This is a genomic window from Methylophilus sp. VKM B-3414 (genome assembly GCF_032248435.1).
GTDB lineage: Bacteria > Pseudomonadota > Gammaproteobacteria > Burkholderiales > Methylophilaceae > Methylophilus > Methylophilus glucosoxydans.
The window spans coordinates 218,212-239,729 of sequence record NZ_JAVTLI010000003.1; the positions used below are offsets into that span (position 1 = coordinate 218,212).

The window sequence follows — 21,518 nt, forward strand, 5'->3', positions numbered from 1 at the left end:
AACCGCCATTTTAACCTAATTAAGCCTTTTCACCCATGTGTTCAACATCCGCCGCTCCTCAGGTCACCACGTCCGCCAGCATTGTGCGCGTCGTGCTTGATGTGCCGCTGGACCGTGAGTTTGATTACCTGAATCCTGGCCTGGTGATCAAAGTGGGTAACCGCGTGGTGGTGCCATTTGCTGGACGACAACTGGTGGGGATCGTGATGGCTCTGGTCAATGAGACCGATATCCCCTTGCACAAGCTCAAAGCGGTATTGCAAGTGTTTGACGACGTGCCGCTGGATGCTGCCAGCTTCAAATTATTGCGCTTTTGTGCAGACTATTATCACTATCCGTTTGGGCAAACCGTATTATCCAGCCTGCCATTGCGCTTGCGGCAAATCAAGCCGGCGGTGTCGCGCAAAATGTGGCTCTATCATCTGGCACAACCGGTGCCTGATGCGTTGATCGGCAAGCGGCAACAAGTCTTAGCGAGGTTGCTGGCCTTGCTGCAGCAGCACACCGAATGCAGTGAGGCCATGCTCGCTGCGGTTTCAGCCACTTGGCGCAAAGCGTTACAGCCCTTGCTGGATGGCGGCTATGTAAACAGGCGAGAAGTCATCGCGACCCGGCCCTCCATGCCTGCCTCCGCGCAGGTCCCCGAACTCAATGACGAGCAGGCCGCGGCCGTTGAGGCGATTCTGGGCCGCCTGCATGGATTTCAGCCCTGGCTACTGTTTGGGATCACGGGTTCGGGTAAAACCGAGGTGTATATTCGCTTGCTGGAAAAAGTGTTGGCTGATCCACAGTCGCAAGTGCTGATTATGGTGCCCGAAATCAACCTGACACCGCAGCTGGAAAGCCGTTTTCGTAGCCGGCTCAGTGAGTACGCATTGGTTACCTTGCATAGCCATTTGAGTGAGAGTGAGCGCTTGCAAAACTGGCAAGCGGCACAGTCTGGCGCCGCACGCATTGTGATCGGGACGCGCTTGAGTGTGTTTACGCCCATGCCTCACCTCAAGCTGATGATTCTGGACGAAGAGCATGACAGCTCTTACAAGCAACAAGATGGCATGCGTTATCATGCGCGCGATGTTGCGCTGGTACGTGCGAAGCAGCATGGTGTGCCCGTGGTGCTTGGCAGTGCCACGCCTTCACTGGAAAGCTGGTACAACGCAACGGGCGATCAGGAGCACGCAGGCGGCAGAAAGCCGATTTATCGTTTGCTCACATTAAACAAGCGGGCGGTGTCGCAAGCCACATTGCCACGTATTTTTTGTATAGATACTGCGCATCCGCCGCCAGAAGCCGGATTGACGCCCCTGTTGAAGCAGGCGATAGAGCAGCGTTTGCAGCGTGGCGAACAAAGCTTGTTGTTTATTAATCGCCGTGGCTATGCCCCGGTGCTGCATTGCTCGGCCTGCCAGTGGCTGGCTGATTGCCGTCGGTGCTCTGCCAAAGCGGTGCTGCACTTGCGGCAGCGTGTGCTACGTTGTCACCACTGTGGCGATGAGCAGCCTATTCCGCTGCAATGTCCAAGTTGCGGCAATCCGGATTTGCGCCCGGTTGGTCAGGCGACGCAACGCATCGAGGAAACGCTGCAGCAGGTGTTTCCGCAGGCGCGCGTCGCGCGCGTGGACAGAGATACCATTCAGGCCAAAGATGCTTTAACTACATTGCTTTCCGAGGTGCATGCCGGTGAAATCGATATTTTGGTGGGCACCCAAATGCTGGCCAAAGGCCATGATTTTGCTAATCTGACCTTGGTGGGTGTGCTCGATACCGACAGTGCATTGTATAGCCCGGATTACCGCGCCAGCGAGCGCTTGTTTGCCCAATTAATGCAGGTGGCCGGTCGTGCCGGCCGTGGTGAAAAACCGGGTGAGGTGTTAATACAAACGGCCTTCCCGCAGCACCCTTTATTTGCCGCCTTGCGCGAGCAGAATTACGCCGAGTTTGCACAGGCTTTGTTGCAAGAGCGAATGGCGATGCAGTTCCCGCCTGCTACCTATATTGCCGTGATGAAAGCAGAAGCCACTGAGTATGCCCTAGTAAACCAGTTTCTGACGGAGTTTAGTTTGGCCGCCAGAGCCTATGTCGATCAGCATGCTGCAACTTTGCCTGACCAGCCGCTAATTTATGACCCGGTAAGACCTGGGCTTGCACGCCTGAACCGTATGGAGCGTGGCTATGTGATGATGCAATCTGCACATCGCAACGCCTTGCAGCAGCTACTGCAAGTGGCCGTCGCCTGGGTAAGAGCACATCCATTACAGGCGAAAATTCGCTGGGTATTGGATGTCGATGCCCTGGAATACTAGCAAATTTGCAAAAGTGGTCTTCGAATGACAGGGTGTTTTGTAAAAAAGGGTTAGTGTTTGATTGTTTTTTAAGGTAAATTTAAGGGTTGCGATATTATTTGTAGCATATTGATTTTAATAAAAGTTTTGGGGAGTCATCTTGAAAAAACACACGACAGGTATGCGCCTGATTCCTTGGCTGGTCATGGGATATTGCTCGCAGGTTTTGGCAGGGGGCGTTTCGTTCCCGGAGCCCTTGCAGCCCAATATCCCTAGACCGATTATTCCAGAGCCACGGCCCATTATTCAGGTACCACAAGAAACGCCACAGCCAGAAAAAAAACAAAAGAAATCCAGTCTGAAGATTGTGGTAAAGGCGTTCAAATTTTCTGGCAACAAACAGTTTTCAGATGAGGTGCTTGCAGCACAAGTCGCCTCGCTGACTGGCCATGAAGTGGGTATGCGCGAGCTGAATGAAGCGGTGGGTACCATTCGTAACTATTACCGCCAACGTGGCTACTTGCTGACACAAGTCTATTTGCCTACGCAAGATTTGCAAAAAACTACTGAAGCAGAAGCTGTGGTTGAGTTGGCGATTCTGGAAGGTACTTTGGGCGAGGTGAAAGCCGAAACCGGTGAAGGGCTGGATCAGTCGTATTTCCAGTCTGTTTCCGAGTACGGCTTGAACAAGGGCGATGTGCTCAATGAGCGCAACCTCGTGCGCAATATCATGGTGATGAACGGCTTGCCGGGCATTCAGGTCACCTCTCAGCTCAACCCCGGTGAGGCTGTGGGCAGTTCAGATGTGGCTGTGTCTGTTGAACCCAGAGCGCGTTACAGTGGATATGTGGCGGCGAACACTTACGGCAACCGTTACACCGGTCGAGAAACATTAGGTTTTGGCGGTGCCGTCAACAACCTGAACGGTCGTGGAGATCAATTGGCGGTGGTGGGTAAAGTTTCCAGAGATGAAGGTCAGCGCTCATTGAGTGGATTGTATCTGACCCCTGTTGGCAGTGCAGGTAATATTTTAAATCTGGCTTACAGCTATGTAGATTATGAGCTTGGTCGCGATTTCAAACAGTTTGATGCGTCGGGCGATGCGCATTATTTTTATGCGTCTTTAGAACATCCCTGGTTACGTGAAACCAAAAAAAGCATTTCGTTCAAGGTAGGCAGTAACTACAAAATTCTCGATGACGAAGTAAAAGCATTTTCTATTGATAACCGTCGAAATATCAGTAGTGTGGAATTAGGTGTGCTAGGTGATTGGATCAATGAAGCAGGTGATGTTGCTTATCAGTGGAGTTTGGTGCTGACACAGGGGAATGTTTCAATTAAGGACAACGCAGCCAAAGCAAATGACAAGACTCAACTGGATGTTCAAGGCAGTTTTACCAAATGGAACTGGACTTCCAGCCGTACGCAGGTATTCGACAATGGCGTTAACTGGATTGTGCGGGCAGATTACCAAGGCACAAATAGTAACCTTGATATCGCAGAGCGCTTTGGTATTGGTGCCATTAACCGCTGGCGTCAATTCTCTGATATCCCCAGCCAGGCAGACCAAGGCTGGATGGCAGGAACTGATTTACGCCGTACTTTTGCGACCACGGGCGCTGACGTGACTCCCTACATCCAAGCTGTGACGCCGTTTGTTTTTTACGATGCTGGTCGTGGCAAGTTAAATCATGACCCGATTGGCAGCAGCAACTATGTCCGCTCCCAACATGTGGGTATCGGTACTGATATCCAGATTCCAGGGCAATGGGTATTAACGACCACCTACTCCCAGCAAAAGCGTGATCTGGATGGTTCGTCAAGTAATACTGAGTACCAGCTCTGGGGTCAGTTGAGAAAAAATTTCTAGTAGTAAACCAACAGGTCTCGGCCTGGCAAAAATAAAATAAGTAGCTCGGATGAATAGGCATTAGTCATACTGGGCTACATACAAAAAAAAATTCCTGAACCAAAATTACATTCATATCAGGAATATGAGAGAAGTAATGGTAACCCACTGGTCATGAGATCAGTGGCGTTTATTATTAACAAGGAGAAGTGTCATGAAAGCAGCATCCTTAAACCATATCTACCGTCTTGTGTGGAGTCGGCTTCAGCAAGCTTGGGTTGCCGTTGCAGAAACCGCGCGCGCGCAAGGTAAGTCCAGTGTCAGTGGAAAAGTGCCTGAACCGGCTTCTGGCTATGTAGGCAAGCGACATATTGGTGCTATCACCTCTTCTGCCAAACGTGGCATGCTTGTCGCCAGTGCATTTGCTGCGGTCATCGCTCCATTGACTTCTTTTGCTGATACCAATGTGGTTGCTGGGGTGGTTGCGGGTGATCTGGCAGTCAAAGATTTGAGCAGTACGCATACTCAGTATACCCATACAGCCAATGTCAATATTGTTGATTTTTACAAGTTTGGTGTAGAAAAAGGCCATCAACTAGATGTTGTGATGCCAGATGCTGGCCGTGCGCTCTATCGTGTAATCGGAGATAGCCGTTCCGAAATCATGGGCACACTTAATTCCAATGGAAGCCTGTTCCTGATTAACCAAAACGGGATTTTATTTGGTCACGGTGCAGAAGTGAATGTCGGTAATATCGTTGCCTCCAGTTTGGACATTTCTAATGATGACTTTATTAAAGGCAAATACAATTTTGCCGTGGGCAGCATCGTTGGTAACGTGGAAAACTATGGTGTCATCAAAGCAAAAAATGAAGGCTACATTGTTCTCTTAGGCAAAACCGTCGATAACAGTGGTACCTTGGTCGCAAGCAACGGTAGTGTGGTATTGGGCTCTGCCCAACAAGCGACATTGGACTTTTTTGGCAATGGACTGGTTAAAACCAAATTGTCAGGTGGTGCACTCGAGGCCACCATTAAAAACAGTGGTTCCATTTATGCCGATGGTGGCTTTGTGCAAATGGCAACCAATGCCCGTGCCTCAGCCATCAATATCTCCGGGATTGTGGAAGCCAATCAACTGGTCGAACGTAATGGCGTCATCCGTCTGGAAGGTGGCGATAATGCCAAAGTCGAAGTGTCAGGCCGCTTGATTGCGAAAGGTGAGCACACTACTGGCGGCACTATTGAGGTCACAGGCGAGCAAGTCGCTTTGATGAACGGCGCTGTGCTGGATGCCTCCGGCGATAAAGGCGGTGGCAAAGTGTTGGTAGGTGGTGATTACCAAGGTAAAAATGATGCGGTTTACAACGCTAGAACCACTTATGTAGCCAGCGGTGCAACGATCAAAGCAGATGCCATTCAGGAAGGCAATGGCGGTAAAGTGGTTGTCTGGGCGGATGATTTGACCCGTTACTATGGCGAGATTTCTGCTCAAGGCGGTGCCAAGAGTGGAAACGGTGGTTTTGTTGAGGTCTCTGGCAAGCAGCACTTGGCCATGCTAGGTGACGTTAATGTTGGTGCCACAAATGGCATCGGTGGCACCGTTTTATTTGATCCTGAAAACATTGTTTTGAATAACACCGCGGCATCTGCACCAGCAAACCAACCGGATGGCACCCCAGATGATGCATTCGCCAGTAATCCAGGGGCAAATACTGAAGTCAATGTCACTCAGGTGAAGGGTTACAGCGAGCTCTATTTGCAAGCTAACAATAACATTACCGTTAACAGTGCGCTTACGATGAATCGTGATGGTAGCGTGCGTCTGGAAGCAAATAATGACATCAATGTAAATGCTGCAATTACAACCACTGGCAAAGGCAGTATCAACCTTAAGGCAGATGCTGACAATAGCGGTACCGGTAATTTAGCAATTGGTGCCAATATTTCAGGGACAGGCGGCGTCACACTTTCAGCTGCGACATTGACGCATACAGCGGGTGATATCAGTGCGCCTGGCGCCGGAAGTAGCACAGGAAACGCTGGTAATGTGAATATTACGGTGACTGGTTCTGCAGATTTGGGCTCAGCAAATATTTCTGCCAAAGGGCGTGAAAACTCATTTCCGCCAGCTGGGTTTAATGGTGGCACAGTAACGATCAATGCTGGCAGCCTCAATATGACAGGCAATATTGATACTTCGGGCTCTTCAGTCGTGGCCCCTAACGGACAAGTTGTTGCATTGCCAGGTGGTAATGGCGGTGCAGTGACAATCTCCACCTCCGGAAATGCTACTGTCGGTAACATCACTACTGGCGCTGGCGGGGCGGGTGCTGGTAATAATATTGCTGCCAGTAATTCAGGTGCAGTTCAAATCAGTAGTGCTAGCGGCAATCTGAATATTGGTAATATTAATACTCAAGGCGTCAGCAACTCCAATGGAGCAAATGTCACTCTAACCGCTAACAATGGGAGCGTTAATACCGGGGACATTAATACGAATGCCTCCAATCCTGGCAATAACAACGGTACAAATGCAGGTAATATCGCTGTGAATGCGGGTACGGGTATTAATGTTGGCAATATCAACGCTTCGGGTGCAACAGGTAAAGGCCAAAGCGGTAATGCTGGGTCGGTCTCACTTGTTTCGACTGATGGTGATGTTGTCACTAAAGAAATTTCACTCAAAGTCGGTTTTGCGTTAGCCAATGGAACAATTGGGCAGGCTCCTGATCTCTTTATTCGTGCGGGCCGCGATGTAATTCAGTCTGGCAATATCATTACTAATGCTCAGAGTTTGAATACGACAATTGTTGCAGGCAGAGGGTATAGGAATACCAGCAACTTTGATATTTCTACGGGTGCAAATGGTCGTTGGCTCATTTATTCACAGTCACCGGATAATGGGCAGCGCGGGACAAAAATCCTCAACGGCTATGATTTCAAGCAGTACGGCACTACTTATGATGGTGTAAAAAATGGTACGCAGCAGATCAATGCTGCAGCCAAAGGGAATGGCTTGATTTACTCTGAAAATATTGTGATTGATCCCAAGCTATCTGGGTCTGTAAGTCGTGTTTACGATACGACAACAGATGCTAGTATTGCAGGCTTATCATTGGTGACAGAGGGCCGAGATGGTGATGTGATTAATTACAGTAATATAGTTTCTGCAACTTTTGATAACAAAAATGTTGGCGACAATAAGGTCGTGACCACTAATCCTATTTCGATCCTGAGTGTGACTAATACAACAAGTAGAAATGGTGTTGATGTGGCGAGACAGGTGTATGGTTATACCTTGACCAACAATCAGACCTCAGCAAGTGCAACTGGAGCTATTGGTCAAATTACCCCGGCTAGCCTTTCAACTGTCGCTGGAATAACAGCCAATGACAAAGTCTTTGATGGTAATACACTTGCTTCTTTAAATACGGGTGCTGCCATATTTAATGGACGATTGGGTAATGATCAGCTGACAGTGGCGACAGCTGACGGACAGTTTATTGATAGTGCCGTAGGTGCTGGTAAAACTGTTAATATCAGTGGCATCACTTTAGGTGGTGTAGATGCAGGTAACTATACACTGGTTAATAATACCGCAACGACTACAGCTAGTATTTTGGCTGTTCCAACGCCCCCTACTACCCCAACGACTACAACGTTGAATATCTCACCACGTGACAACGCTGGTTTAGGTGGCCTAGTCGGAACTAACCCTGCTTTGAATACGATGACCATCGTTTCACTGAACCCTGCTGCGGGGGATGATGAAGATCCGGATGCAGTGGCTTGTCCAGTGAATGAAGATCACCTGGGTAGTACGCCTATCCTGAGTTCCGGCGTTAAATTGCCGGATGGTGTGAACTCGAATTGTATTTAATGTGTTGAGTGTTAATAAAGCCGGGCAATTGTCCGGCTTTATTTTTATGCTGAATAATGTTTTGTATTCATGCTAACACCAAGTAAAATAGAGCCCGTTCATCTGCGGCTGTAGTTCAATGGTAGAACGCCAGCTTCCCAAGCTTGATACGCGGGTTCGATTCCCGTCAGCCGCTCCAAAGGATTTTTCATGGCAAATACCCCTCCCACCGTTTTAACGTTTGCGGCCACAGATCCCAGCAGTGGTGCAGGTGTGCAGGCCGATATTCTGGCGCTCTCCAGCATCGGGTGCTACCCCTTGTCAGTGATTACTGGCATTACCGCGCAAGATACAGTGGGGGTAGAGAGCGTGATGCCGCTGGATGCAGACCTGATCAATGATCAGGCACGCACCATTCTGGAAGATGTTTCCGTCAGCGCGTTTAAATTGGGTTTGCTGGGGAGCGTTGAAAATGTGGCAGTGATTGCCGAGATAGTGGCTGATTACCCGGATGTGCCGCTTATCATCGATCCGATTCTTGCATCCGGCCGCGGCGACGAGTTGTCGAATGAAGAAATGCAGGCCGCGATGTGCGAGCTCTTGTTCCCGCAAGCCACTCTGATTACGCCTAATAGCCTGGAGGCCCGTCGCCTGGCCTATTACGATGAAAGCGACGAGGTGAAGCATAGCTCGCTTGAAGAATGTGCGCTACGCCTGCTGGGCATGGGGGCTGAATATGTGATGATCACGGGCACGCACGAGCGTTCAAATGACGTCGTTAACAGTTTGTATGGTTTACAAAATGGCGTGCCTGGCCTGATCAAGGATTATCACTGGGAACGTTTGCCTGGCAGTTATCATGGCTCTGGCTGCACGCTCACCAGTGCCATCACCGCATGTTTGGCACATGGCTTGAGTATGGAAGAAGCCGTGCACGAAGCACAGGAATTTACCTGGCAAACCCTGCGTCACGCCTTTAGGCCGGGCATGGGGCAGTTTATTCCCGACCGTTTCTTCTGGGCACGTGAGTCCGAGGTACAGGAAAAGGCGAGTGAGCTTCAGCATTAAAGGTTTGTATCTGGTCACGCCAGATTGTGATGACACTGCACTGTTGTGCGAACAGGTGACGCAGGCCTTGCGTGGAGGCGTTGCCATTGTGCAATACCGTCATAAAACGGCCACCGAGGCCTTGCGTCTGGAGCAAGCGGCAGCCTTGTTGGCATTATGCCGTGGCGCTCAGATTCCCTTTTTGATTAATGACCATGTTGATCTGGCCGCTCATCTGGATGCAGATGGCGTGCATGTGGGCCAGAATGACCGTGCCGTCACGCAGGCACGCGCCCTGCTCGGTAAACAAAAAATCATTGGCGCTTCTTGCTATAACCAGTTTTCGCTGGCGGAACACGCGCAGGCTGCGGGGGCGGATTACGTGGCTTTCGGCGCCTGTTATCCTTCTTCTACCAAGCCGAATGCGCCGCGTGCCGAGACTGCGTTGTTTGCGCAAGCCAGGCAACAGTTGTCTGTGCCGGTGGTTGGCATTGGAGGGATAACGTTGGAGAATGCCCGTCCATTGATCACGGCTGGCGCGGATGCACTGGCCGTGATTAGCGATATTTTCCAGTCGCACGATATCACTGCCCGTTGCCGGGCATATCAGTCTTTATTTGCGTCAAATTGAATCACATCACTACCGTTTTGCCAGACGTTGTTTGGTAAAATGCATGCGTTAATCTGTTCTGGTAAATTCTATGCATATTCACATCCTTGGCATTTGTGGCACGTTTATGGGCGGCATCGCCGTGCTGGCCAAGGCGGCCGGGCATCGGGTCACTGGCTGTGATGCCAATGTGTACCCGCCTATGAGCACCCAACTCGAGGCTCAGGGCATTGAGTTGATCCAAGGCTTTGATCCCTCGCAAACGGGCTTGCAGCCTGATATTTATGTGATTGGCAACGTGGTGACCCGTGGCAATCCTTTAATGGAGGAAATCCTCAATCAAGGATTGCCTTATATTTCTGGACCACAGTGGCTGGCAGAGAATGTACTGCAAGGTAAATGGGTGCTGGCCGTGGCCGGGACACACGGCAAAACCACCACGTCTTCGATGCTGGCCTGGGTGCTGGAGTACGCCGGGTTGGCGCCGGGCTTTTTGATTGGCGGCGTTCCTGAAAACTTTGGTGTTTCTGCGCGGTTGCCACAAACACCCAGGCAAGATCCGCAATCGGTCTCCCCTTTCTTTGTGATTGAGGCCGATGAATATGACACCGCTTTCTTCGACAAGCGCTCAAAGTTCGTGCATTACCGTCCGCGTACAGCCGTACTGAATAATCTGGAATTCGATCATGCGGATATCTTTGACGACCTTGCCGCCATTGAAAAGCAGTTCCATCACCTGGTGCGCACCGTGCCTCAGCAAGGTCTGGTGGTCGCGAACCAACAAGAAAGCCTGGACCGGGTACTTGCACGCGGGTGTTGGAGTGCCGTGGAGCGCATAGACAGCGCGAGAGGCTGGCAAGTGCAACATGTGGATGCCCAAGGCCGCTTTGATGTGTTTTTTAACGGTGAGCGCCAGGGCAATGTGAGCTGGAATCTGCTCGGCGAACATAACCGTAATAATGCGCTGGCTGTGATTGCCGCCGCCCGCCATGTCGGTGTCGCACCTTGCATTGCGATTGAGGCCTTGAGCGAATTCAAAAACGTCAAACGCCGCATGGAAGTCAAAGGCGTGGTTAACGAAATCACGGTGTATGACGATTTCGCCCACCATCCTACCGCGATTGCCACCACGGTTGCAGGCTTGCGCGCCAAAGTGGGCGCAGCTCGCATTCTGGCCGTCCTCGAGCCACGCTCTAACACCATGAAGCTGGGTGTGATGAAAGAGGCACTGCCCGATAGCCTGCGCGATGCCGATGCCGTATTTTGCTACGCCAGCAACCTGGGCTGGGATGCTGCAGCGGCGCTGGCGCCGATTCAGCACAAAGCCCAAACCTTTGATGACCTGACACAGTTAGTGGCCGCTGTCAGCGCCATGGCCAAACCTGGCGACCATGTGCTGGTGATGAGCAATGGCGGGTTCGGCGGCGTGCACCAGAAATTATTGCAGTCTTTGCAGGGATAAACAGGCAGACGCCGCATGGGCCTCGTGAAAGGTTTCAGCAAACAGTCACCACTGGTATGGGCCTTGTGGGCTTCTTTACTGGTTCACGCCGTATTGCTGACGCTCCATTTTCAGCCCGAACTCAAGGCGTTTAAAGACCAGATTCCCTCTTTGCAGGTGATGCTGGTCAACAGCAAAACCCGCAGTGCGCCAGAAAAAGCGGATGCGCTGGCACAAGCCAACCTCGATCGCGGCGGCAATACCGATGAAAAGCGGCAGATGAAAAGTCCGATGCCCAGCGTGCAGCAATTACAAGCAGCCTTGCCCGCTACGCCACAGGCAAACACCGCCTCAGCAACGCCTGCTGCGGCCCCGCAAGAGTCTGAGCTGGTTCGAGAAAAACAGCGGGTGACCCAGCTGGAGCAAGAAGCACAGGCACTACTGACGCAACTAAAAGCCAGTACATCGGTCACTAGTCTGCAGGCGCCGTCCACATTGCCGCATCCATCCAGCAAAGAGCAACCGCCGGCAAAATTGCTGCCAGAGCAATCACAGCCGCAATTGGCTGCCATGCAAGAAATGGCCAAGCTGGAAGCATTGATTGCCAAGCAGCAGGAGGCCTATGAAAATCGCCCCAAGCGACAATTTATCGGTGCCCGCACGCGTGAATATCGCTTTGCGAATTATGTGGAGCAATGGCGGCAAAAAATTGAGCGTGTGGGAAACCTGAATTATCCGCAGGCGGCCCGAACACAAAAATTATATGGTCAATTGCAGATGACGGTGTCGATCAAGGCCGATGGGTCGATAGAAGATATTCGTATTCATCGCAGCTCCGGGCACAGGTTGCTCGATGAGTCCGCACGTCGTATTGTGCAATTGGCCGCGCCGTTTCCGGTATTCACCGAAGATATTCGTCAGGATACCGATGTGCTGAGTATTACCCGTACCTGGAACTTTACCAGGGATGACCAACTTTCGACTGAGTAATGTGCAGTCCCTATTTACTGAGGCAATTTAGATGACTCCAAGCCACTTTCAATACCATGTCTTTTTCTGCCTGAACCAGCGTGAAAACGGTGAAGACTGTTGTATGAACAAAGGTGCCGAAGCGGCTTTTGATTACATGAAAAAGCAGGTCAAACAGCAAGGCTTGGCTGGGGCTGGCAAAGTGCGGATTAACCGTGCCGGTTGCCTGGACCGTTGTGGCGTTGGCCCGGTCATGGTCGTCTATCCGGATGCGGTCTGGTATACCTTTGTCGATGAAAGCGATATTGACGACATCATCGAAAGTCATCTGCAGCAAGGCAAGGTTGTGGAGCGCCTGGTGGTCTAAGCATTGCTCAACATGGTCAGACTCTGGTGCAACCGCCTGTTACTCACGCTCTTGGCAGCTGTCCTGCTGACAACGCTCGCCGTCACTGCCTGGATTTGGCAGCCCTATGATAAAACTGCCTGGCGAATAAAGCTGCCGATAGGCAGTGGTGTTCAGGTCCGTGTGTTGCCGCTGTTCATGCTGGCGACCTCGCCAGTTGGCCGCTGGTGGCTGGACCACAAGGCATTTAGCCTGCACCATGGCCAGATCCGCTTGTATGATGCAGACGGCTTGCGTGTCCACTGCCAGCAATGCTGGTTAATCGCTAAATCGGTGAGTGATAAGCCCCTGATGCTGGAAAGTGTCGAGTTATGGCTCAAGCTGAATGGCCGGCAACTTCGCGGACACCTGGTTGCGCAGTCCTCAGCGCTCCCCAATGCCCCTTCAGCAGTGCCCACGCCCGCCTTCAAAATCAACTTTGAAGGCAAAGTCACCATGCACGCCTTAAAGCTTAACTGGACGCTGCCTGCTACCCCCTTAGCGAGCTTGCTGGCGCCTTTGGCCAGTCATTCCTCCAGCATCGCGCAGGCGCATGTCTCAGGCATTCTTAGCGCCAGCGGCACCCTGCGCTGGCCCAAGCAGAGCTGGAGTGCACAACCTCTGCTTGAACAGCTGCAAGTGACAGGGCTTGATCTCAGCAAAGTCACAGCGTCGACGGTGCAGTATGATTGCCCCTTGCTTGATGAGCAAAAACATCCTGAAAAAGTCCACTGGCTCAGTTATGAAAACATGGGGCATTGGCTGCCGATGGCGGTGATCATCGCCGAGGATGCCGAGTTCAGGCACCATCCCGGCTATGTGCTCACGCAAATGCGGCAGCTCTTAGGCAAGGAAAGCACGGATAAAGCGGTGGGCGGCAGCACCATCACCCAGCAGGTCGTGAAATACATGTTCACCAATGGTGAACGGACCTGGAAGCGTAAAATTGAAGAATTGCTCTACGCGGTGCAGCTCGAACACACTTTAAATAAAACACAAATTCTTAATTTGTATCTGAATACGGTGGATTGGGGCCCGGGGCTGTGTGGTGCACACGCAGCGGCCAACTATTATTTTGGCCTGGAGCCTGCCAAGATGAATCCGATTCAGGCCGCCTGGCTGGCGGGCATCATCCGCAACCCGCACCGTGCCTGGAAACAACAGTTTATTGCCAGAAACCCCGTATTGTCGCGTGCTGAAAGTATTTTGCACTATATGCCGGAAAGTGCCCGCAAACAGCCTGGCACCCTGAATTTTCGTCCGCTGCCAGTCAAATAAATTACAATAGCGTCTTATTCATTTTCTATGGTGAGACGACTACTTTGTCTACGCTCAAACTCAATAAATCTCCCGCGCCCACAGAACAAAAACGAGAAAAGCCGGTGCGGCCACTTTCACCCGAGCTGCGTGACCGCAGCAAAGCGCCCCCTGTCAAAAAAGAACGCGCTGCTGCCGAGCCACAAGCGCGCGACGCACAAGCGCAACCCGCACGCAAAGAAAAAGCCGTGCGTGATAAAAAGCCACGTGCATTTGATGGTAAACCCGAACAAAAAGAGAGACGCTCACCCACCGCCAACGACGGCCGTCGACAATACAACCGCGAACAGCAGCGTCCACGCATGGCAAAAACCGATGACCGCCCCCCTCGCCCGTCAGCCCCTGCGCCCGCTGCCATTGACCAGCAGCCTCGCTTGTCCAAAGTGATGGCCGACCGCGGCTTGTGCTCACGTCGCGAAGCCGACGACTGGATCGTGAACGGTTGGGTCAAGGTCAATGGTGAAATCATTGAAACCTTGGGCACCCGCATTGACCCAGCGGCCGAGATTATTATCAGTGCCTATGCCAAGGAGCATCAGGCCGAAACCGTCACCATTCTGCTACACAAACCAGTGGGTTACGTCAGCGGCCAGGCTGAAGATGGCTATGAACCAGCAGTGGTATTGGTCAATCCAGACAATCAATGGCCCGAAGATAGCAGCGGTATCCACTTCAAGCGAGGCCATTTGCGTGGCTTGGCCCCCGCCGGGCGGCTGGATATTGACTCCACCGGACTGCTCGTACTCACACAAGATGGCCGCGTTGCGCGCAAGCTGATCGGGGATGACTCCAGCGTTGAAAAAGAATACTTGGTGCGGGTTGAAGGTCAGCTCAGTGCCAATGGCCTGGCTTTGTTGAATCATGGCCTAAGTCTGGATGGGGTGCAGTTAAAACCTGCCAAAGTTTCCTGGCAAAATGAAGATCAACTGCGATTTGTGTTACGTGAGGGGCGTAAGCGCCAGATTCGACGCATGTGTGAACTGGTGGGATTGCACGTCGTCGGCTTAAAACGGATTCGCATAGGCAGTATCAACTTGGGTAAGTTACCGCCGGGACAATGGCGTTATTTGGGCGAGCATGAGCGTTTTTGATTGGTCTTTTCTGAATCGGTAAACAATCTACTTCTAAGATAGTTATTAAAGCAGATTGATTAGCTCTTGGGATCTGTCGTTCCGGCCTAGAGCGGATCCAGGCGGGGTAATCGTTGCCTGGGTGCAATAAAAGAAGAACTATTTGGACAATAAACTAGGAGCAGCCCAGAATGGGATTATTCGATAGCGTCGCTGGTGCCATGATGAACAAGGTCATGGGTGATAAAGGTCCATTGGCAAAACTGGCGATGGAGCTATTTCAACAATACGGTGGCTTGCCTGGCATTTTGCAAACGCTGAAAAACGGCGGCTTGAGCGAGCAGGTTGATTCGTGGGTAGGCACAGGGGCGAATTTGAATGTGAGTGCTCAGCAAGTCGGGGCTGCCTTGGGTACTGCAGTATTGAGCGGGATCGCCGGTAAGTTGAATATGACGACCGATGAGCTGAGTAGCAAAATTGCCGAACATTTACCCGATGTGGTGAATCAATTAACGCCGAATGGTGTGGTGGAGAATAATCCGGCACTTATCATGTCGCGCTTGATGGGCATGCTGAAATAAAAAAAGCGAGCCGATGCTCGCTTTTTAGTGGGATCCGCCGGCTTAGCGTACGCAATATTGTGCGCGGTACGCTTCGATGGCTGGAAAGTACTGCGCCAGTTTTTCGTTGCCTTGCAAATAGGCAAACAGGTCAGCCAGTTTGGCAATACTGACCACTGGCATCTGGTTGGTTTGTTCAACCTCCTGCACGGCAGACAACTCCCCTAGCCCCTTTTCCTGGCGATCTAGGGCGATGCTCACTGCACAAGGCGTGGCTCCCGCTTTGCGGATGAGTTCAACAGACTCCCGGATAGAAGTGCCCGCAGAAATCACGTCATCAATAATCAGCACACGGCCGTTCAATGCAGCCCCGACCAACGTCCCGCCTTCGCCATGGTCCTTGGCTTCTTTGCGGTTATACGCATACGGATAATTATGGCCCAGACGTGCAAATGCAATGCTGATCGCGGTCACCAGCGGAATGCCTTTATAAGCTGGCCCAAACAGCATGTCGAATTGCAAGCCAGACTGTAGAATGCTGTTTGCATAAAACTCACCCAGTTTGAGCATGCTCTCGCCGTCATCAAACAGGCCAGCATTAAAAAAATATGGGCTCAAGCGGCCGGCTTTGGTTTTAAATTCACCAAAGCGCAATACCTGTTTGTGGATGGAAAAAGCAATAAAATCGGCACTGAGTGTGTTGGCAGTCATTTTAAAAAAGCAGAAAGTATTTAAACAATGCGTATTATAACCTTGAACCTCAATGGCATACGGTCAGCCTGCAACAAAGGCTTTTTGCCTTGGATGGCGAATAGTGGCGGCGAGATTGTGTGTTTACAGGAGCTCAAAGCCCAGGCAGGTGACATGCAGCCTGACATGCTGCAGCCGCCTGGTTACCACGGCTATTTTCATTATGCCGAGAAAAAAGGTTACAGCGGTGTGGGGATTTACAGCAAGCAGCCTGCAGATAAGGTGATTATTGGCTTGGGCCATGCCGAAATAGACGCTGAAGGGCGCTATCTGGAATGTCAGTACGGCAATCTAAGCGTGGTGTCTTTATACCTGCCGAGCGGCTCTAGCGGCGAAGAGCGGCAGCAATTCAAATTTGCCGTGATGGCAAAATTTTTGCCGCATCTGGAGCAGTTGATTGCCTGTGGCCGTGAGGTCGTAATTTGCGGCGACTGGAATATTGCCCATCAGGAAATTGACCTCAAAAACTGGAAAGGCAATAAAAAGAATTCCGGCTTTTTGCCAGAAGAGCGCGCCTGGATGGGGGATGTGTTGCAACGTGTCGGCTGGGTTGACACTTATCGGACGCTGTATCCTGACACCACCGATGCGTGCTACACCTGGTGGAGTAACCGTGGGCAGGCTTGGGCCAAGAATGTGGGTTGGCGCATTGATTACCAGCTGGCAACGCCAGCATTGGGTGCAAAAGTGACTGCGGCGAGCGTGTATAAGGCGGAACGGTTTAGTGACCATGCACCTTTGATTGTGGATTATGCGGATTGAGTAAGCAAGGTTGTTCTTTTTAGCTTGCTGGGATAGTGCGTTCTGTCATTCTGACGTAGGTCGGAATCCAAGTGCTCTAGTGAGTACTTTGTTAATATGATGCCGAATGCATGAAGAGTTTGTTTCGCCTCTAGGCGAGTTACTTTCTGTTGCTTGCCCTACAGAAAGTAACCAAAGAAGAGGGCACCCAGCCATCACGGCCTTTGGCTTCCTTGCGTTGTTGGCTACGGCCGCTACGCTTAACATTGCTGCGCAAGTTAGCCTACGCCGTAACAGACTGCTTCGCAGTCTTAGTTATCAACAAAGTAAGCGGTCACGAAACTCGCCCTGACAGCTCACACAAAACGTGAGCTGTTGCGGAACTCAAACAGCCGATGGCCGACATGCCCCACTTCGTCTCCGCTACTCAGCGTGATGGAATGGGATTCATCTCGCCAAACTCACACTATTGAAATTTGGACCGTTCAAAAACTCAAATTCTTTTCTTTTTAGCCCACAAACGGTGGCGCTGATGGGTTTTCGGGCCCCTATCTGCCGCACCGAGTAGCGCAGCCAAAACAAGGAAGAAGGGAGCGACTGTTCGAGTCCCGCAGCAGCCCACGTATTTTGTGAGCTGCCAGGTCGAGTTTCGTGACCGCTTGTTTTGGCGAGCAACGCAGGAATGAAGCGGAAGCTAGGGTGTCTTGTTCTTTGCCTTCTTTCTTATGGAAAAGCATAAGAAAGAATGGTCGCCTAAAGGCGAAATAGACCCTTCCAAAATCCCAAAGCGCACTCAAAAGTAAATCACAGCCTGTGCAAGCAAAGAAAAGTAACTCGTCAAGAGTCGAAAAGAAACATATTTGTCTGCGAGAAACCTATTTTTCCCGCCAAGGTGCTACCTTAAACAGCAGCAACATCCCCGGGATTGCCAGCAAAGTGCATACATAAAAAAACTGCTGCCATCCCAGTGCCTCCACCATGCCACCAGTCAGAGCATTAAAAACGGAGCGCGGTACGGCGGATAGGCTGGTAAACAAGGCGAGCTGGGTTGCGGTATAGGCGGGGTTGGTTTCGCGTGCCATGTAGGCCACATAAGCCGCGGTGCCCAAGCCAACGCCAAAGGCTTCAAAGCCGATCACAATCGCAAGCATGCTGCGTTCTGGGGCATCGATCTCGGTAAAGGGGCCGCTGCCCGCGAGCCAGGCGAACCCCAGGATGGAGAGTGCCTGCACGACTCCAAAGGTCCATAAACCGCGGTTAATGCCCAATTTAAGCATCCAGATGCCGCCAACGAAGGCACCGGCGATTTGCATGACCAGGCCGCTGCCTTTGGCAATGGCGCCGATATCGGTTTTGCTGAAGCCCATGTCAATATAAAACGGCGTCGCGAGTGCGGTGGCCATGCTGTCGCCCAGCTTATAAAGCAAGATAAATAGCAACACCCACAGCGCATGCTGCCAGCCGCTACGATGGATAAACTCCTTGAAAGGTTCAATCACGGAAGCGAGCAAGGTTTTGGGCGCGCTGGCCATCACGGGTTCTTGCGCCCACAGTGTAAAGCCGATACCGGGCAGCATAAAAAGGCCAACGACCAAAAATACCTGCGACCAGGCCAGATGGTCTGCCAGAATCAGGGCCAGCGAGCCAGGAACCAAGCCAGCAATCCGATAGGCGTTGACATACAGGCTGTTGCCCAAACCCAGCTCTTCATCGCTCAGTGTTTCGCGGCGGTAGGCATCAATGACGATATCCTGACTGGCCGAAAATAGCGCTACCAGTGTCGCTAGCAGGGCGACCATGCTGATTTCTTGCTGCGGCTGGAACATGCCCAGGCCCACAATACTGGCAAGCAGCGCGAATTGAGTGCCCAGTATCCAGCTACGGCGGCGGCCCAGCGCTTGTAACAAGCTATAGCGGTCCATCAAGGGTGACCACAAAAACTTCCAGGTATAGGGCAGTTGCATAAAGGCAAAGGCGGCGATGGTTTTGAGATTGAGGCCTTCGCTACGTAACCAGGCAGGCAACAGTTGCAGCAAAAGATACAGGGGGAGGCCAGAACTGAAGCCTAGGGCGAAACACATCAGCATGCGGCGTGTAAACAGGGTTTGCGAGATCGTCATGCCCGCATTGTAAACGCTTTTAAGGCTTGGCTAATTCGGCGGCAAAAAAAAGCCAACCCTTGCGGGTTGGCACACTCGGAGATCAATGGTAAAACGGTTGGAAACAGGACGTCAGTGGGCAAGTGAATCATCCATATTGCACAGGCCACTGACGCCTTATTTCGCAGGGGAACTACAAACTCAACACCCACTGGACGATGGTCTTGATATCTTCGTCCTTCACTTGTGGGCTGTTCGGTGGCATGGGCATTTCACCCCATACCCCGCTGCCACCAGCCTTCACCTTCTGGATCAGCTTGGCTTCAGCGGTTTTATCACCTTTGTATTTGGCGGCGACTTCTTTGTAAGCCGGGCCAACGACTTTTTTGTCGATGCCATGGCAAAGCAAGCAGCCGCTTTTTTGAGCCAAGGCCTCGGCGCCACTCCCTGCAATGGCAGAGGCTGTGGCAGCCAGCAAGGCCGTGGCGAGCAAGGTTTGGTTAAACAATTGCATGCGGTTTCCTCTCTTATAAGCTGAATACATTCATGGCGCCACCACCAGGTGCGGCGTTGTATTTAGTCAGTTCCTTGTAACCACCGGCAGCACCCAAGCCATCGGTATCATTGGTTAAGCCCAGGTTCATCGCCACGGCCGCCCAACCGCCAATGCCAGACAGTACGCCGACGTATTGTTTGCCTTTGTGACCGTAGGTGATCATGTTGCCGACCACGCCGGAACCTACCTGGAATTTCCACAGTTCTTTACCGGTTTTGGCATCCAGTGCTTTCACCCAACGGTCCAGTGTGCCGTAGAAGACCAGATCAGACGCGGTGACCAGTGCGCCACCCCAAGCAGAGAATTTCTCCTTGTTGTACCACTGAGCTTTGCCTTTGAGGCCATCCCAAGCCATAAAGCCACCCATCACGCCGTCTGGACCGGCAAACATGGTCAGTGTCGCCCCTACCCAAGGTTGACCTGCTACGTATTTCGACTCAACAGGCTCATAGGTCATGCACACGTGGTTAAGCGGGACATAGAACGTTTTGGTTTTCGGTGAAAACGCGGACGGTTGTTCGTCTTTAACACCCAGTGCAGAAGGGCAAACGCCTTTTGCGTTGTAATCCTGGTGCGTAGAGTATTTTGGATCCTTGACCGGAATACCGGTTTTCAGATCAATCTTGGTTGCCCAGTTGACGAACGGGTGCATTTTTTCAGCGACCAGCAGCGTGCCGTTGGTACGGTCAAAGGTATAGCCAAAACCGTTACGGTCAAAGTGGGTGGCCAATTGCTTGCCGTTTGCTTCCCACAACACGATTTCGTTCATGCCGTCATAATCCCACTCGTCGTGTGGCGTCATCTGGTAGCCCCAGCGTGCCAAGCCGGTATCAAGGTCACGGGCAAAAATCGTCATCGACCATTTGTTGTCGCCTGGACGTACGTCTGGGTTCCAGGTACCTGGGTTACCGCTGCCGTAGTACATCAGGTTCAATTTTGGATCATAAGAATACCAACCCCATGTTGGGCCGCCGCCATTTTGCCAGCCATCTTTCTGCTGTTGTGGTTTGAGCCAGGTGCGTACACCCAGGTTGGCTTCTGGAAATTTCAGTTGTGCTTTGTCCAGATTCTTGAAGGAACCACCCATTTTGTTACCGCCATTCACGTCTTCGTAGAGAGACAGTGCGCTGTAGTGTGGGTTTTCCTTGTTGAAGTCTGGTCCAATCATCACTTCGCTGTCTGGACCGGTGCTGTAGGCTTTCCAGATAAGGCTGCCATCTTTGATGTTGTAAGCACTGATATGGCAACGTACACCGAATTCACCGCCTGAACAGCCAGTGATTACTTTATCTTTAAACACGTGTGGAGCGTTGGTGTTGGCCGCGCCTGTTCTTGGGTCGTTGACAGTTACTTCCCAAACCTTGGCCCCTGTTTTTGCATCCAGCGCGACCAGTACGCCATTATTCTGTTGCAGCAGAATCTTGCCGTCACCGTAGCCTAAGCCTTTGTTCACGTTGTCGCAACACATGACGGATTGCACATCCGGGCTTTGTTTAGGGAAATAAGACCACAGAATTTTCTGGTCATCGTTCAAGTCCAGCGCATACACGTTGTTAGGGAATGCGGTGTGGATAAACATGGTATTGCCGATCACCAGCGGTGCACCTTCGTGACCGCGGTTCACACCAGTGGCAAACGACCAGGCCATTTTCAATTGTTTGACATTACCTTTGTTGATTTGTGACAACCGGCTATAGCCCTGATTCGCGTAGTCTTTACGCTGCATGGCCCACTGGTTGTCATCTTTCATTAAAGTGTCCAGTTCAGCATCTGCCCATACGCTGGTGCTGATGCTGCCTAACAGTAATGCGCTGATGGCAAGCTTGATACGTTGTTGCATAAATAACCTCCAAAATGGTTGCTTTGAAGCTGGATGAGTTGTGTTGACACGCCGTTAACAAATGCTTCTTTTGTGACGGCTTGATCAGTCATTGCAATGCGTGTGCCAACCGCAATCATCTTTTGGAAATTTTTAAAAAA

16 protein-coding genes and 1 tRNA gene are annotated in these 21,518 nt (G+C 51.5%); 13 read left to right on the top strand and 4 right to left on the bottom strand.

Going from position 1 to position 21,518, the window contains the following annotated elements:
* Nucleotides 1-35 precede the first annotated feature (35 nt).
* The 12 genes from Q9292_RS03300 (at nucleotide 36) to Q9292_RS03355 (ending at nucleotide 15,413) form a co-directional block, all read left to right on the top strand.
* A complete protein-coding gene (locus Q9292_RS03300) occupies nucleotides 36-2,303 on the top strand; it encodes a primosomal protein N' (protein ID WP_313984722.1) in 2,268 nt (755 codons plus the stop codon).
* A gap of 139 nt (nucleotides 2,304-2,442) precedes the next feature.
* A complete protein-coding gene (locus Q9292_RS03305) occupies nucleotides 2,443-4,152 on the top strand; it encodes a ShlB/FhaC/HecB family hemolysin secretion/activation protein (RefSeq protein WP_313984725.1) in 1,710 nt (569 codons plus the stop codon).
* Between the two features lie 193 nt (nucleotides 4,153-4,345).
* A complete protein-coding gene (locus Q9292_RS03310) occupies nucleotides 4,346-8,014 on the top strand; it encodes a YDG domain-containing protein (RefSeq protein ID WP_313984728.1) in 3,669 nt (1,222 codons plus the stop codon).
* Between the two features lie 104 nt (nucleotides 8,015-8,118).
* Nucleotides 8,119-8,192 (top strand) — tRNA-Gly (locus Q9292_RS03315).
* A gap of 11 nt (nucleotides 8,193-8,203) precedes the next feature.
* Nucleotides 8,204-9,061 carry a hydroxymethylpyrimidine/phosphomethylpyrimidine kinase gene (locus Q9292_RS03320; protein WP_313984730.1) on the top strand — a complete coding sequence of 286 codons (858 nt, stop codon included), beginning with the start codon at nucleotides 8,204-8,206 and terminating at the stop codon, nucleotides 9,059-9,061.
* Nucleotides 9,045-9,671, top strand: a complete 627-nt coding sequence (thiE, locus tag Q9292_RS03325; RefSeq protein WP_313984733.1) for a thiamine phosphate synthase — start codon at nucleotides 9,045-9,047, stop codon at nucleotides 9,669-9,671. Before Q9292_RS03320 ends, thiE begins: the two co-directional genes overlap by 17 nt.
* Nucleotides 9,672-9,741: 70 nt before the next feature.
* A complete protein-coding gene (gene mpl / locus Q9292_RS03330) occupies nucleotides 9,742-11,112 on the top strand; it encodes a UDP-N-acetylmuramate:L-alanyl-gamma-D-glutamyl-meso-diaminopimelate ligase (RefSeq protein ID WP_313984735.1) in 1,371 nt (456 codons plus the stop codon).
* 15 nt (nucleotides 11,113-11,127) lie between these two features.
* The gene (locus tag Q9292_RS03335) at nucleotides 11,128-12,081 is read left to right on the top strand and encodes a TonB family protein (RefSeq protein WP_313984738.1); all 954 of its coding nucleotides are present in this window, start codon (nucleotides 11,128-11,130) and stop codon (nucleotides 12,079-12,081) included.
* A 31-nt stretch (nucleotides 12,082-12,112) separates the two neighbouring features.
* Nucleotides 12,113-12,427, top strand: a complete 315-nt coding sequence (locus Q9292_RS03340) for a (2Fe-2S) ferredoxin domain-containing protein (protein WP_194749691.1) — start codon at nucleotides 12,113-12,115, stop codon at nucleotides 12,425-12,427.
* Nucleotides 12,428-12,439: 12 nt separating this feature from the next.
* A complete protein-coding gene (locus Q9292_RS03345) occupies nucleotides 12,440-13,723 on the top strand; it encodes a biosynthetic peptidoglycan transglycosylase (protein WP_313984743.1) in 1,284 nt (427 codons plus the stop codon).
* A 44-nt stretch (nucleotides 13,724-13,767) separates the two neighbouring features.
* A complete protein-coding gene (locus tag Q9292_RS03350; RefSeq protein WP_313984746.1) occupies nucleotides 13,768-14,853 on the top strand; it encodes a pseudouridine synthase in 1,086 nt (361 codons plus the stop codon).
* A gap of 170 nt (nucleotides 14,854-15,023) precedes the next feature.
* On the top strand, nucleotides 15,024-15,413 hold the full coding sequence (locus Q9292_RS03355; protein WP_194749694.1) for a YidB family protein: 390 nt from the start codon (nucleotides 15,024-15,026) through the stop codon (nucleotides 15,411-15,413).
* A gap of 42 nt (nucleotides 15,414-15,455) precedes the next feature.
* Here the strand turns inward: Q9292_RS03355 and pyrE are convergent, their stop codons facing one another.
* Nucleotides 15,456-16,103 (bottom strand): orotate phosphoribosyltransferase, encoded by a 648-nt coding sequence (pyrE, locus tag Q9292_RS03360; protein WP_194749695.1) that lies wholly within the window; start codon nucleotides 16,101-16,103, stop codon nucleotides 15,456-15,458.
* A 27-nt stretch (nucleotides 16,104-16,130) separates the two neighbouring features.
* On the opposite strand from pyrE, the gene Q9292_RS03365 reads away from it, so the two are divergent.
* Nucleotides 16,131-16,904, top strand: coding sequence for an exodeoxyribonuclease III (locus tag Q9292_RS03365; RefSeq protein WP_275357545.1), 774 nt, complete (start codon nucleotides 16,131-16,133; stop codon nucleotides 16,902-16,904).
* An 854-nt stretch (nucleotides 16,905-17,758) separates the two neighbouring features.
* Here Q9292_RS03365 and Q9292_RS03370 read toward each other — a convergent pair.
* The 3 genes from Q9292_RS03370 to Q9292_RS03380 all read right to left on the bottom strand — a co-directional run bounded on the left by Q9292_RS03370 (nucleotide 17,759) and on the right by Q9292_RS03380 (nucleotide 21,378).
* Nucleotides 17,759-19,003, bottom strand: a complete 1,245-nt coding sequence (locus tag Q9292_RS03370; protein WP_275357547.1) for an AmpG family muropeptide MFS transporter — start codon at nucleotides 19,001-19,003, stop codon at nucleotides 17,759-17,761.
* 172 nt (nucleotides 19,004-19,175) lie between these two features.
* On the bottom strand, nucleotides 19,176-19,496 hold the full coding sequence (locus tag Q9292_RS03375; RefSeq protein ID WP_194749612.1) for a c-type cytochrome: 321 nt from the start codon (nucleotides 19,494-19,496) through the stop codon (nucleotides 19,176-19,178).
* A gap of 13 nt (nucleotides 19,497-19,509) precedes the next feature.
* The gene (locus Q9292_RS03380) at nucleotides 19,510-21,378 is read right to left on the bottom strand and encodes a methanol/ethanol family PQQ-dependent dehydrogenase (RefSeq protein WP_194749611.1); all 1,869 of its coding nucleotides are present in this window, start codon (nucleotides 21,376-21,378) and stop codon (nucleotides 19,510-19,512) included.
* Nucleotides 21,379-21,518: the final 140 nt, after the last annotated feature.